Source organism: Streptococcus sp. CF7_Ac1-12 (assembly GCF_024295905.1).
GTDB lineage: Bacteria > Bacillota > Bacilli > Lactobacillales > Streptococcaceae > Streptococcus > Streptococcus mitis_AP.
On the sequence record NZ_JANCPG010000022.1, the window covers coordinates 1 to 13,581 of the forward strand.

The window sequence follows — 13,581 nt, forward strand, 5'->3', positions numbered from 1 at the left end:
ACGCTAAAAAATAAGCTAGAAAAGCATGCTAGGTTGCTTTTCTTTCGTTTTTAAGATATAATATTATGGATTGTCAACGAGGAGGATAAACTTTTGAGTGAAAAAACAAGAGAAGACGAAAAATTAAGCTTTAAAGAGCAAATTTTACGTGATTTAGAACGAGTTAAAAAACATGAAGAAGATCAGGAAGAAGTTAATTTAGCTTCAATAAAACCTCAACTTTCTTCTAAAAATGATCAGTCAATAGAAGACTTGATGGAAGATTCTCTATCAACTGTAGAGGATATTATGAGAAACGCTCCTACCGTGCCGACTCACCCCAGCCAAGATTTACCAGCTTCTCCAGCATATGAGATAAAAAGAGAAACTCTTACTGTTCCAAGTCATCCCAGTCAAGATGTTCCTTCTTCTCCCGCGGAAGAGGCTGTAAGACAAGCTCCACTTGCTCCTAGTCACCCGAGTCAAGAAGGACCTTCTACTCCATCAGCGGAGGGAGTATCAAGACCAACTCCAGGACCTGTTAGTCCTAGAAAAGTAGAAAAGGAATTTAATGAAATCCCAACAAGAGTAGCTGTTTCTTATAAGACAGAAGCTGAAAAAGAACCTCAGAAAGAAGTAGCAAAACCAGAACCAGTTACGGAATCGGAAGCTGTTGAAGTCGTTACTGAAACTCCACGTCGTAGTCGCCGCGAGACAGTTAAACCAGTTAAGAAGAAAAAATCACATTTGAAGGCTTTCTTCATTTCACTACTGATTTTCCTTGCCCTGATTTCGGCAGGTGGTTACTTCGGTTATCAGTATGTTCAGTCATCTTTATTACCAGTTGATGCTAATTCTAAGCAGTATGTAACCGTTCAAATCCCGGAAGGATCAAATGTCCAAGAGATTGGATCAGCACTTGAAAATGCTGGTGTGATTAAACACGGAGTGATTTTTGCTTTCTACGCTAAATATAAGAATTATTCAGATTTGAAGGCTGGATATTACAATTTGCAAAAGAGCATGAGTACAGAGGATATCATTAAGGAACTCCAAAAAGGTGGTACTCCTGAACCTCAAGAACCTTCACTTGCAGATTTGACCATTCCAGAAGGATATACCATTGATCAAATTGCCCAAGCTGTAGGCCAATTACAAGGTGAATTTAAAGAACCTTTGACCGCGGATGCTTTCTTGGCTAAAGTTCAAGATGACAACTTTATCATTCAAGAAGTTGCTAAATATCCTAGTCTACTTGAAAGCTTGCCAACGAAAGAAAGTGGCGTTCGTTATCGTTTAGAAGGTTTCCTCTTCCCAGCGACTTACTCTATCAAGGAAAGCACGACTATTGAAAGCTTGATTGATGAGATGTTGGCAGCTATGGATAAAACCTTGGCTCCACACTACAGTGCAATTAAGTCTAAAAACTTGACAGTTAATGAATTGCTAACAATTGCTTCACTTGTTGAAAAAGAAGGTGCTAAGACTGAAGACCGTAAGTTGATTGCAGGTGTCTTCTACAATCGTTTGAACCTTGGTATGCCACTTCAAAGCAATATTGCAATCTTGTATGCCAAAGGGAAACTTGGCCAAAATATTAGCCTAGCAGATGACGCTGGAATTGATACATCGATTAATTCACCATACAATGTTTATACAAAACCTGGTTTGATGCCTGGTCCAGTGGATAGTCCAAGTAAGGACGCGATTGAGTCAAGTATCAACCAAACAAAGAGTGAGAACCTATACTTTGTAGCCAATGTTACAGATGGTAAAGTCTATTACGCAGTTACTCAGGAAGAACATGATCGTAATGTAGCTGAGCACGTTAATAGCAAGCTTACTCAAAATAGTAGTTCAAACTAAGACTACACAAATGAGAATCTCAGATAGAGATTCAATACTATCGAAGGAAAGTTGAGAAAAATGGCAGAAAAAACATATCCTATGACCCTTGAGGAAAAGGAAAAACTTGAAAAAGAATTAGAAGAATTGAAATTGGTCCGCCGTCCAGAAGTGGTAGAACGCATTAAGATTGCCCGTTCATACGGTGACCTTTCTGAAAACAGTGAATACGAAGCAGCTAAGGATGAACAAGCCTTTGTTGAAGGACAAATCTCTAGCTTGGAAACAAAAATCCGCTATGCTGAAATCGTCAATAGCGACTCAGTTGCCCAAGACGAAGTAGCGATTGGTAAAACAGTCACTATTCAAGAAATTGGTGAGGACGAAGAAGAAGTTTATATTATCGTAGGTTCAGCGGGTGCAGATGCCTTTGCAGGTAAGGTTTCAAATGAAAGCCCAATTGGACAAGCCTTGATTGGCAAGAAAACAGGTGATACAGCAACTATTGAAACACCTGTTGGTAGCTATGATGTAAAAATCTTGAAGGTTGAAAAAACAGCCTAAAAATAGAAAAAAGGAGTGGGGAGGCAGTGCGCTTCACTCACTCCTTTTTCCATTTTGCTACTCTTCGAAAATCAAATTCAAACCACGTCAGCGTAGCCTTGCCGTACTCAAGTACAGCCTGCGGCTAGCTTCCTAGTTTGCTCTTTGATTTTCATTGAGTATAAATTAAATTGAATTGGAGACGTTATGAGTTCAAAGAAGAAAAAAAATAAGATGGAGCGTGGTTTGACCAATCGTCACGTGCAGGTTATGGCCATCGCTGGAACAATCGGAACAGGACTCTTTTTGGGAGCGGGTCGCTCAATTAGCCTAACAGGTCCGTCCATTGTACTGATTTATATGATTACTGGGGCTTTTATGTTCCTCATGATGCGTGCGGTTGGGGAAATGCTCTACCAAGACCCTGAGCAACATACCTTTATCAACTTTATCACGCGCCATTTGGGTAAGGGCTGGGGCTATTTCTCAGTTTGGTCTTACTGGCTATCCGTTGTCTTTATCGGTATGGCGGAAATCACAGCTATCTCTCACTATGTTCAGTTTTGGTTCCCTAGCTGGCCAAGCTGGATGATTGAGATTGGATTTTTGACCATTCTAGCCTTGGTCAATTTGATTGCGGTGAAGCTCTTTGGGGAAGTTGAGTTTTGGTTTGCTATGGTCAAGATTGTGGCTATTTTAGCCATGATTGCAACAGGAGCCTTTATGGTCTTGACAGGCTTTAAAACACCTCATGGAGTAGCAAGTTTAGCTAATATTGCCGACAATTTCTCCCTCTTCCCTAATGGTGGAGTGAACTTTGTCATGGCCTTCCAGATGGTTTTCTTTGCCTACCTCATGATTGAGTTTATCGGGGTAACGACTTCAGAAACCAAAAATCCACGTCAGGTCTTGCCAAAAGCCGTTAAGGAAATTCCTTTGCGAATCGCCTTTTTCTACGGTGGTGCCCTCTTAGCCATCATGGCTATCATTCCGTGGCGTGAACTTGCTTCGGCTGATTCTCCTTTTGTAACAGTATTTGAATTGGCAGGTATCAAGTGGGCAGCGGCCTTGATTAACTTCGTCGTTTTGACGTCAGCAGCATCTGCTCTTAATTCAACCCTTTATTCAACAGGTCGTCATTTGTATCAGATTGCCCATGATTCGCCCAATCCATTTTTAAAGGCTATCAAGGCAGATACTCTTTCTCGCCATAATGTGCCACAAAATGCCATCATCGCTTCAGCAATCTTGATTGCCCTAGCAGCCTTTATTAATGTCTTGCCAGGTGTTTCGGATGCCTTTGCCTTGATTACGGCATCATCATCAGGTGTCTATATCGCCATTTATATTTTGATTATGGTGGCTCACCTTAAATACCGCAAGTCACCAGACTTTATGGCAGATGGTTATCTCATGCCCCATTATCGTTTCCTAAATCCTTTAACCATGCTCTTCTTTGCCTTTGTCTTTGTAACCCTCTTTTTACAAGAGTCTACATTTGTAGGAGCAGTCGGCTCAGCTATCTGGATTATCGGTTTTGGGATTTACAGCCAGTGGAAATTTAGAAAGTAGATTAATACTCAATGAAAATCAAAGAGCAAACTAGGAAGCTAGCCGCAGGCTGCTCAAAACACGGTTTTGAGGTTGTGGATAGAACTGACGAAGTCAGTAACATATATACGGCAAGGTGAAGCTGATATGGTTTAAAGAAGTATAAGGACTCATCAACTCAGGTTGGTGAGTTTTTGCTAGTTTGACAGTCTATTGAAATAAGACTATAATCAAGCTGTAACAGTATTTGAGGAGGTTTAGATGTACTTTAGATTGGAAAATAAGGAATCCCATAAATCACAAGAAATAGGGAATCTGATTCGTGCTTATAATCGTTCAAAAAGAGAAGAGGCTGAAAGTGAGCCACTGAATCTTTATGTCGAAGATGAAAAGGGCAATCTCCTGGCAGGTTTGATAGCAGAGACTTTTGGAAATTGGCTAGAAATCGAGTATTTATTTGTAAAAGAGGAACTGAGAGGGCAAGGAATCGGTTCAAAACTATTGCAGCAAGCAGAAACTGAAGCTAAGAATCGAAACTGTCGTTTTGCTTTTGTCAATACTTACCAGTTTCAAGCTCCAGATTTTTATAAAAGGCATGGCTACAAGGAAGTCTTTACCTTACAAGACTATCCCTACATTGGGCAAAGATATTATTACCAAAAGAATTTGTAAGGTGAATATGAAGTGATAGGCTCGTACATGAGTATGGAGGTGGACTGATGGATATGAGTAACTATCGATAAGTACCAGTTAGAACCTAGAAATTGTGTCTTTCTAGACGATATTGAGGACAATACAAGATTAGATGTGAAATCTCATGAAGCTGTAGATGTTTTGAAAAAATTGAATAAGCAGAAAACTCTCTATCTTTTTTGTGGTGGAGAGTTTTTTGTTAATAAAATATTGCAAAACGACAGTTATATATTGCATTAAGTTAGATATATGATATAATGTTGTTAAAAAGAGGCGCAACTTTTTAAAATTAATGAGAATCAAAGAGAAAACCAAGAATATTAATGGAGGAATAAAAATGGAAGTTATAAATGTAAGTAAGCATTATGGTCATTCAATCATTCTCAAAGATATAAATTTTGCACTTAATAAGGGTGAAATTGTTGGTCTAGTAGGGAGAAACGGAGTTGGAAAGAGTACATTGATGAAAATTCTTGTTCAGAATAATCAACCGACTTCAGGGAATATTATAAGTAGTGATAATGTTGGGTATTTAATCGAAGAACCAAAATTATTTTTATCTAAAACAGGTTTAGAGAATTTAAAATATTTGTCAAATTTATATGGTATTGACTACAATCAAGAAAGATTTGGAAGTTTGATCCAAGAGTTAGATTTGACTCAGTATATTAATAAAAAAGTAAAGACCTATTCTTTGGGTACAAAACAAAAATTAGCTTTGCTTCTAACTCTCGTTACGGAACCAGATATGTTGATTTTAGATGAACCGACTAATGGTTTAGATATTGAATCATCACAAATAGTTTTAGCGGTTCTAAAAAATTTAGTTTTACATGAAAATGTGGGAATTTTAATATCGAGTCATAAATTAGAAGATATTGAAGAAATTTGTGAGAGAGTCCTTTTCTTGGAGAACGGGCTTTTGACATTCCAAAAAGTAGGAAAAGATAGTCATAATTGCTTATTTGAGATAGTTTTTTCATCAGCTACAGATAAAGACATTTTCATTACCAAACAAGAATTTGGGGATATTGTTCAGGAAGAGGGACTGAAAATTACTATGTCTGGGAATATTCAAAGTAGTGAGCTTTTTAAATTTTTTAACGAAAACTCTATTAAAGTAGTTGATTTTGAAACTAAAAAAGAGACGCTTAAAGATATTTATCTAAATCGTTCAAAATAAAGGAAGGTTATAATCATGAAATTAAATAAATTGAATTTTCTTAAGGAAAATATAAGAGATTTATATTCATCAGGCGTAATATATCTCGGATTGATTATCTCGTTTATACCGCCGATACTGGTTACATTCTTTATTCTAAAGACTCAAGGGACATCACTTGGTATTAAGCATATTTCAAATTTTTATGCTATGCTCGGTATGTTAATGGCTGTTATACATGCTAACCGAATTATTAGCAGGGATTTTTCCTACAATACGATCAGTTTATTTTATAATCAACAGAAAAATCGGATGATTTACGCCTTGTCCAATTTTCTATATGCCATCTCAGTTTCCATTATCTATGCTTTGAATGGTATTGTGTTACTAGTCATCGTAAGTAAATTGGGTGTTCCAGGTGATTTAGGATTAGATTTTATAGTAGCCATTGTAGTCAATACAATTTTGTTAGTCCTATTTTATTTTCTATTATCTTACATTTTCTATTTATACAAATTGAAAAGTGGGTTGGTATTTGGTATTTTAGTAGCTTTACTACTCTTTATCCCTAATATATTAAATACGATTATGATGAATACTAGTAATGATTTGTTTATCAAAGCAATTGAACTTCTTCCTTTTTATTCTTTACCTGTATTTGTGGCTTCGAATACGATGTCTATTAGTCAGTATCTTGTGGCAACCACTACAATCATTTTATTGTACTTGTTCACTCTCAAGAAAAGCAAGGAGTATTCATTGTAGTTTCATTTAGTATTATTTTGCAGATTTAAAATCCAGCTAAAAATCAGTCATCTTGGTATGCTCCTGTTCTTGCTGTTCACCACGTTTTTGACTTATACTAGACTCAATTCCAAAAGCATTATATAATAGTGATATGAAACTGACTAAACTAAACAAGAAATACAATCAATAAAAACTCGTTTAAAAGATCCTACTAAAGCTAATACTAAACAAAAATCAAAGAACAAACCAGGGAGTTTATTTCAAACAACCTAAAATACTGGTTTTATGCTGAAGATAATACTGGATTGCAAATTAATGGGGTTATAATAAATGGCTGATAGCTTGTGTTAGTTTGGAATTTTTTAAGAGTAGATGAATATTAAAGCTAAACGGAGGACGCAGGTGGCTAAAAATTTAAAATTAAAATTAGCTCGGGTAGAGCTTGATTTAACTCAAGGTCAACTGGCAGAGGCTGTCGGGGTGACGCGCCAGACTATTGGTTTGATAGAAGCAGGGAAATACAATCCCAGTCTCTCGCTCTGCCAGTCCATTTGCAGATGTTTAGGGAAAACCCTAGACCAACTATTTTGGGAGGAAGAAGATGGTAAATAAATTCATTCATTATCAATTACTTGACGAAAGAGAAGAACAACTAATCAATAAAGCTGGAGCAGAGTCCTTTTCACTCTTTATTGGGCTTGTACTTCTAAGCTATTTGGTGGCAGTGTTGGCTCCATCTCTTTTTAATCCGAATTTTCTAGTCTATACTCTGATAGTAGGAATTTTCTTCTTTTTCAATCGTGCCCGTTATCTGGGAGTGACCTACTATAGTCGTTTTCATTTTACGATTTTGGGTTGTTTTTTTCTAACTTTGGCTATTACAGCTCTTTTGATGTTACAGAATTATCAATTCAACATAGAAATTTATCAGCACAATCCTTTGAACGTTAAATACCTGTCTGCTTGGGCAATTACTTATGTCATTTACCTTCCCTGGGTTTTTATTGGCAATCTTGGTCTGAAGAGCTATGGCGAATGGGCTCAGAAAAAATTTGAACAAGACATGGATGAACTGGAGAGTGGTGAATAGCTTGTTACTCTTTTCTCAATCCAGCTAAAATGTGATATAATAGTACTAATTTATTGGAATACATGAAAGTTCTTGAAAATTTTCATGGGTTTCTAGCTAAGGAAGTAGGAAAAGTATGTATCCAGATGATAGTTTGACATTGCACACGGACTTGTACCAGATTAACATGATGCAGGTTTACTTTGACCAAGGGATTCACAATAAAAAGGCGGTCTTTGAGGTTTATTTCCGCCAACAGCCTTTTAAGAATGGCTATGCGGTTTTTGCTGGTTTGGAAAGAATTGTGAGCTATCTTGAAGACTTGCGTTTTTCAGATAGTGATATTGCCTATTTGGAGTCGCTAGGCTATCATGGGGCATTCTTGGACTATCTCCGCAATTTCGAGTTGGAGTTGACCGTTCGTTCTGCCCAAGAAGGGGACTTGGTCTTTGCAAATGAACCCATTGTGCAGGTGGAAGGCCCTCTAGCTCAATGTCAATTGGTCGAAACGGCTCTTTTGAACATCGTCAATTATCAGACCTTGGTGGCGACTAAGGCAGCTCGTATTCGCTCGGTTATCGAAGATGAACCCTTGATGGAGTTTGGGACACGTCGGGCTCAAGAAATGGATGCGGCTATCTGGGGAACACGCGCAGCGGTGATTGGCGGTGCCAATGGAACCAGCAACGTGCGTGCTGGTAAACTCTTTGACATTCCTGTCTTGGGGACTCACGCCCATGCCTTGGTTCAGGTTTATGGCAACGACTATGAGGCTTTCAAGGCTTATGCTGCGACCCATAAAAATTGCGTCTTTCTTGTGGATACCTATGACACCCTTCGCATTGGGGTACCCGCTGCCATTCAGGTGGCGCGTGAGCTGGGTGACCAAATTAACTTTATGGGTGTGCGGATTGACTCTGGGGATATTGCCTACATTTCCAAGAAAGTCCGTCAGCAACTGGACGAGGCTGGATTTACAGAGGCTAAGATTTACGCTTCTAATGACTTAGACGAAAATACCATCCTCAACCTCAAGATGCAAAAGGCCAAGATTGATGTCTGGGGTGTGGGTACCAAGCTGATTACAGCCTATGACCAGCCAGCTCTTGGGGCAGTTTACAAGATTGTTGCAATCGAAGATGAAAATGGCCAGATGCGCAATACAATTAAGCTGTCTAATAATGCAGAGAAAGTGTCTACGCCAGGTAAGAAGCAGGTGTGGCGCATTACCAGTCGTGAAAAAGGCAAGTCAGAAGGCGATTATATCACTTATGACGGTGTGGATGTGAGCGACATGACGGAAATCAAGATGTTCCATCCGACTTATACCTACATCAAGAAGACGGTTCGTAATTTTGATGCCGTTCCTCTCTTGGTGGATATCTTCAAAGACGGAAAATTGACTTACAGCTTGCCTAGCTTGACTGAGATTCAGGCTTATGCTCGTAAGGAATTTGACAAGCTTTGGGATGAGTACAAGCGCGTGCTCAATCCGCAGCACTATCCAGTGGATTTGGCGCGTGATGTATGGCAAGACAAGATGGACTTGATTGACAAGATGCGCAAGGAAGCCCTTGGTGAAGGAGAAGAAGAATGAGTTTGCAAGAAACGATTATCCAAGAACTGGGCGTGAAACCAGTGATTGATGCCCAGGAAGAAATCCGTCGATCCATTGATTTCTTAAAAAGATACCTGAAAAAACATCCCTTTCTTAAAGCTTTTGTACTAGGGATTTCTGGAGGGCAGGACTCGACTTTGGCAGGTCGTTTGGCTCAATTGGCTATGGAAGAACTGCGAGCAGAAACGGGAGATGACAGCTACAAATTTATCGCTGTCCGCCTGCCATATGGAGTACAAGCCGATGAAGCAGATGCTCAAAAAGCCCTAGCATTCATCCAGCCAGATGTCAGCTTGGTAGTTAATATCAAGGAATCAGCTGATGCCATGACAGCTGCAGTTGAAGCGACAGGTAGTTCTGTCTCGGACTTCAACAAGGGAAATATCAAGGCACGTTGCCGTATGATTGCTCAGTATGCCCTGGCAGGTGCCCATAGCGGAGCGGTCATTGGAACAGACCACGCCGCGGAAAATATCACAGGTTTCTTTACCAAGTTTGGTGACGGTGGTGCGGATATTCTCCCTCTTTACCGCCTCAATAAACGCCAAGGAAAACAACTCTTGCAGGAACTTGGTGCAGACCCAGCCCTTTATGAAAAAATCCCAACAGCAGACCTAGAAGAAGACAAACCAGGCCTAGCTGACGAAGTAGCCCTTGGAGTCACTTATGAAGAGATTGATGACTACCTAGAAGGCAAAACAATCAGCCCAGAAGCTCAAGCGACTATTGAAAATTGGTGGCACAAAGGCCAACACAAACGCCACCTACCAATCACTGTATTTGATGATTTTTGGGAGTAAAAACCTCCAGTGGAGGTTTTTACCCCGAGCATGGAAACAGGTAAGCGAGGAAGGTTCGGTAACTCGAAGAGTTCGATTTCGTAGTCTCACCCCCGCAACGATGACTAGGTTTGAAAAAGCTTGCTAGAGCGCATTTCAAACCAGACAGCGACTGCGTCAAGGGATTAGATGAAAAACTCGTTTTCTAGCTGTTACTGAGTTTAGCCTTTTTACTCCGAGTCTAGAAACAGAAGAACGAGGAAGGGCCAGTGGAGGTTTTCAGCCTCTCACCTTGAAATAAGAAAGTGAGAGGAGGTCCAGTGGAGGTTTTTACCCCGAGCATGGAAACAGGTAAGCGAGGAAGGTCCGGGGAATCTTTTTAGCTTATTACCTTGAAATTCAAAAGCAAAGTAAATTTAAATTGAGGTTGTGCAGAGAACCATCTATCAGAAAGCGAGGTAGCGTAATGAAAGCAATCGGTACGCAAATATTACAGACAGAACGTTTGATCTTGAGAAGATTTGTGGAGAGTGATGCGGAAGCCATGTTTCAAAATTGGGCTTCATCTGCTGAGAATCTGACCTATGTCACCTGGGATCCTCATCCTGATGTTGAAGTGACTCGGAACTCGATTCGAAATTGGGTTGCATCCTATACCAATCCCAACTATTACAAATGGGCCATTTGTCTCAAAGAAAATCCAGAGCAAGTGATTGGAGATATCAGCATCGTTGCAGTAGATGATAACGATTCTTCTTGTGAAATTGGATATGTGTTAGGCAAGGCTTACTGGGGACGTGGGATTATGACAGAGGCCTTAAAAACTGTCTTGGACTTTTGTTTTACTCAAGCAGGCTTTCAAAAGGTTAGAGCACGATATGCCAGTCTCAATCCAGCTTCAGGTCGCGTCATGGAGAAGGCTGGAATGTTCTATCTAAAAACCATTGTCAATGGTGTAGAGAGAAAAGGCTATCTTGCTGACCTTATTTATTATCAGATAAACAGAGAAGACTAGTGAATTTTCTTTTCTGTTTCCATCGAAGTCAGACTGTGTCTGGCTTTTTTTGCACCATTTTTTACATAATCTGATTAAATTCCTATTTTTCCCTATCATTATCCCTGTTTTTTCTGGAGTTTTGGGGCTATAATAGTCCTATCAAATCAAAGAATGGAGGAAGGCAATGGATAATATAATCTTTTTTATCAGTGTTTTTCTTGCTGGAATTCTTTCCTTCTTTTCTCCTTGTATCTTACCCTTGTTACCAGTCTATGCAGGGGTCTTGTTGGATGATAAAGATGGTGCTCAGGCTTCTAGCGGCAAATTTTCAATCTCAATTGTTAGTTTATTGAGAACTCTAGCTTTCATAGCGGGGATTTCCTTTATCTTTATCTTACTGGGTTATGGAGCTGGCTTTTTAGGAGACCTGTTGTATACCTCTTGGTTTCAGTATGTGACGGGTGCGGTTATCATTCTCTTGGGCTTGCACCAGATGGAGGTCTTACATTTTCAGGGACTCTACAAGGAAAGGAGGCTACAACTAAAGAGACAGGAGCAAAAGGGTAAGGGCTATAGTCAGGCATTTTTACTGGGGTTGACTTTTAGTTTTGCTTGGACGCCTTGTGTAGGGCCGGTTCTTGGTTCTGTTTTGGCCTTGGCGGCTTCAGGTGGCTCAGGTGCTTGGCAGGGAGCTGGTCTCATGTTGGTGTACACGTTAGGTTTGGCGCTACCATTCTTGGTTCTAGCCTTAGCCTCCAGCTATGTTTTGAAACATTTCCGAAAACTCCATCCCTACCTCGGAACCCTCAAAAAAGTGGGTGGTTTCATCATTATCGTGATGGGAATCTTGGTGCTTTTGGGAAATGCGTCTATTTTGACAAGATTATTTGAATAGAGAGGAAGAAGAAATGAAAAAATGGCAAACATGTCTCCTTGGAGTCGGATCAATCTGTTGCTTGGCAGCCTGTTCGGCCAAAAATATGTCAGATGAATCTACTATGAAGGAGGAAACTAAAACAGAACAAGTCAGTTCACAAACTGCGACTAAAGGTCAGGCGGTTGCTGATTTTGAACTGATGGGAGTAGATGGCAAGACCTACCGCTTGTCTGATTATAAGGGTAAGAAAGTCTATCTCAAATTCTGGGCTTCTTGGTGTTCCATCTGTCTAGCTAGTCTTCCAGATACGGATGAAATTGCTAAGGATGCTGGTGATGATTATGTGGTCTTGACAGTGGTGTCTCCTGGACACAAGGGTGAACAAGCAGAAGCAGACTTTAAGAATTGGTACAAGGGCTTGGATTATAAAAATTTTCCAGTTCTAATTGACCCGTCAGGCAAACTTTTGGAAAGTTATGGTGTCCGTTCTTACCCAACTCAAGCCTTTATAGACAAGGAAGGCAAGCTGGTCAAAACGCAACCAGGTTTTATGGATAAGGATATGATTTTAAAAACATTGAAAGAAATGGGGTAGAGAAAGGTCATGAATGATAAAGTAAAATTGTTTGTCTTGGCAGGAATTTTTGTCCTAGCTATAAGTGGTTTCTATTTTCTATTGATGCGAAATACAGGGCAGACAGATAGCTCTCAAATTGAGAAAGCGGCAGTTAGCCAAGGAGGAAAAACAGTGAAAAAAACAGAAGTGAGTAAAGATGCAGACTTGCACGAAATTTATCTAGCTGGGGGATGTTTCTGGGGAGTTGAGGAATACTTCTCACGCGTTCCCGGAGTGACGGATGCCGTTTCAGGCTATGCAAATGGTAGAGGGGAAACAACCAAGTACGAATTGATTAACCAAACAGGTCATGCGGAGACTGTCCATGTCACCTATGATGCTAATCAAATTTCCCTCAAGGAAATCCTGCTTCATTATTTCCGCATTATCAATCCAACCAGCAAAAATAAACAAGGAAATGATGTGGGAACCCAGTACCGTACTGGTGTTTATTACACAGATGACAAGGATTTAGAGGTGATTAACCAAGTCTTTGATGAGGTGGCTAAGAAATACGACCAACCTCTAGCGGTTGAAAAGGAGAACTTGAAGAATTTCGTAGTGGCCGAGGATTACCACCAAGACTATCTCAAGAAAAATCCAAATGGCTACTGCCATATTAATGTCAATCAGGCAGCCTATCCCGTCATAGATGCCAGCAAATACCCCAAACCAAGTGATGAGGAATTGAAAAAGACCCTGTCACCTGAAGAGTATGCAGTCACCCAGAAAAATCAAACAGAACGAGCTTTTTCAAACCGTTACTGGGATAAATTCGAATCTGGTATCTATGTGGATGTAGCAACTGGCGAACCCCTCTTTTCATCAAAGGACAAGTTCGAGTCTGGTTGTGGTTGGCCTAGTTTTACCCAACCCATCAGTCCAGATGTTGCCACCTACAAGGAAGATAAGTCCTACAATATGACGCGCATGGAAGTAAGAAGTCGAGTGGGAGATTCTCACCTTGGCCATGTCTTTACGGACGGTCCACAGGACAAGGGTGGCTTACGCTACTGTATCAATAGTCTTTCTATCCGCTTTATTCCTAAAGACCAAATGGAAGAAAAAGGCTATGCTTATTTACTAGATTATGTCGATTAAGAGG

Annotated in this window: 14 protein-coding genes; all 14 read left to right on the forward strand. The window is 40.0% G+C overall.

What is annotated here, in order from left to right; translation table 11 throughout:
- Positions 1-93 precede the first annotated feature (93 nt).
- The 14 genes from mltG to msrB all read left to right on the forward strand — a co-directional run bounded on the left by mltG (position 94) and on the right by msrB (position 13,577).
- Entirely contained in the window at positions 94-1,845 is a 1,752-nt protein-coding gene (gene mltG / locus NMM17_RS09015; protein WP_101781378.1) for an endolytic transglycosylase MltG, read from the forward strand.
- 60 nt (positions 1,846-1,905) lie between these two features.
- A complete protein-coding gene (gene greA, locus NMM17_RS09020; protein WP_000818768.1) occupies positions 1,906-2,388 on the forward strand; it encodes a transcription elongation factor GreA in 483 nt (160 codons plus the stop codon).
- A 186-nt stretch (positions 2,389-2,574) separates the two neighbouring features.
- On the forward strand, positions 2,575-3,939 hold the full coding sequence (locus NMM17_RS09025) for an amino acid permease (RefSeq protein WP_254754299.1): 1,365 nt from the start codon (positions 2,575-2,577) through the stop codon (positions 3,937-3,939).
- A gap of 240 nt (positions 3,940-4,179) precedes the next feature.
- The gene (locus NMM17_RS09030) at positions 4,180-4,590 is read left to right on the forward strand and encodes a GNAT family N-acetyltransferase (protein WP_000273894.1); all 411 of its coding nucleotides are present in this window, start codon (positions 4,180-4,182) and stop codon (positions 4,588-4,590) included.
- Between the two features lie 358 nt (positions 4,591-4,948).
- On the forward strand, positions 4,949-5,794 hold the full coding sequence (locus NMM17_RS09035) for an ABC transporter ATP-binding protein (protein ID WP_084926871.1): 846 nt from the start codon (positions 4,949-4,951) through the stop codon (positions 5,792-5,794).
- 15 nt (positions 5,795-5,809) lie between these two features.
- The gene (locus NMM17_RS09040; protein WP_000773484.1) at positions 5,810-6,538 is read left to right on the forward strand and encodes an ABC transporter permease; all 729 of its coding nucleotides are present in this window, start codon (positions 5,810-5,812) and stop codon (positions 6,536-6,538) included.
- Between the two features lie 384 nt (positions 6,539-6,922).
- Entirely contained in the window at positions 6,923-7,132 is a 210-nt protein-coding gene (locus tag NMM17_RS09045) for a helix-turn-helix transcriptional regulator (protein WP_001107500.1), read from the forward strand.
- Entirely contained in the window at positions 7,122-7,610 is a 489-nt protein-coding gene (locus NMM17_RS09050) for a DUF6773 family protein (protein WP_000247408.1), read from the forward strand. Before NMM17_RS09045 ends, NMM17_RS09050 begins: the two co-directional genes overlap by 11 nt.
- A 115-nt stretch (positions 7,611-7,725) precedes the next feature.
- Positions 7,726-9,186 carry a nicotinate phosphoribosyltransferase gene (locus NMM17_RS09055; RefSeq protein ID WP_000283132.1) on the forward strand — a complete coding sequence of 487 codons (1,461 nt, stop codon included), beginning with the start codon at positions 7,726-7,728 and terminating at the stop codon, positions 9,184-9,186.
- Complete coding sequence (gene nadE / locus NMM17_RS09060; RefSeq protein ID WP_254754300.1) at positions 9,183-10,007, forward strand: ammonia-dependent NAD(+) synthetase; 825 nt, start codon at positions 9,183-9,185, stop codon at positions 10,005-10,007. The genes NMM17_RS09055 and nadE overlap by 4 nt, the downstream gene beginning before the upstream one ends.
- Positions 10,008-10,452: 445 nt before the next feature.
- Entirely contained in the window at positions 10,453-11,001 is a 549-nt protein-coding gene (locus NMM17_RS09065) for a GNAT family N-acetyltransferase (protein ID WP_254754301.1), read from the forward strand.
- A 166-nt stretch (positions 11,002-11,167) separates the two neighbouring features.
- Positions 11,168-11,878: a thiol-disulfide oxidoreductase-associated membrane protein CcdA2 gene (ccdA2, locus tag NMM17_RS09070; protein WP_254754302.1), complete on the forward strand. Its 711-nt coding sequence runs from the start codon at positions 11,168-11,170 to the stop codon at positions 11,876-11,878.
- Between the two features lie 13 nt (positions 11,879-11,891).
- Positions 11,892-12,455, forward strand: a complete 564-nt coding sequence (locus NMM17_RS09075) for a redoxin family protein (protein WP_101781361.1) — start codon at positions 11,892-11,894, stop codon at positions 12,453-12,455.
- A 9-nt stretch (positions 12,456-12,464) separates the two neighbouring features.
- Entirely contained in the window at positions 12,465-13,577 is a 1,113-nt protein-coding gene (msrB, locus tag NMM17_RS09080) for a peptide-methionine (R)-S-oxide reductase MsrB (protein WP_101781359.1), read from the forward strand.
- Positions 13,578-13,581 lie beyond the last annotated feature (4 nt).

Bases quoted from the DNA above. Each gene is read 5' to 3' on its own strand.
- greA (WP_000818768.1), top strand. From the start codon at position 1,906: ATGGCAGAAAAAACATATCCTATGACCCTTGAGGAAAAGGAAAAACTT.
- NMM17_RS09025 (WP_254754299.1), top strand. From the start codon at position 2,575: ATGAGTTCAAAGAAGAAAAAAAATAAGATGGAGCGTGGTTTGACCAAT.
- NMM17_RS09030 (WP_000273894.1), top strand. From the start codon at position 4,180: ATGTACTTTAGATTGGAAAATAAGGAATCCCATAAATCACAAGAAATA.
- NMM17_RS09035 (WP_084926871.1), top strand. From the start codon at position 4,949: ATGGAAGTTATAAATGTAAGTAAGCATTATGGTCATTCAATCATTCTC.
- NMM17_RS09040 (WP_000773484.1), top strand. From the start codon at position 5,810: ATGAAATTAAATAAATTGAATTTTCTTAAGGAAAATATAAGAGATTTA.
- NMM17_RS09050 (WP_000247408.1), top strand. From the start codon at position 7,122: ATGGTAAATAAATTCATTCATTATCAATTACTTGACGAAAGAGAAGAA.
- NMM17_RS09055 (WP_000283132.1), top strand. From the start codon at position 7,726: ATGTATCCAGATGATAGTTTGACATTGCACACGGACTTGTACCAGATT.
- nadE (WP_254754300.1), top strand. From the start codon at position 9,183: ATGAGTTTGCAAGAAACGATTATCCAAGAACTGGGCGTGAAACCAGTG.
- NMM17_RS09065 (WP_254754301.1), top strand. From the start codon at position 10,453: ATGAAAGCAATCGGTACGCAAATATTACAGACAGAACGTTTGATCTTG.
- ccdA2 (WP_254754302.1), top strand. From the start codon at position 11,168: ATGGATAATATAATCTTTTTTATCAGTGTTTTTCTTGCTGGAATTCTT.
- NMM17_RS09075 (WP_101781361.1), top strand. From the start codon at position 11,892: ATGAAAAAATGGCAAACATGTCTCCTTGGAGTCGGATCAATCTGTTGC.
- msrB (WP_101781359.1), top strand. From the start codon at position 12,465: ATGAATGATAAAGTAAAATTGTTTGTCTTGGCAGGAATTTTTGTCCTA.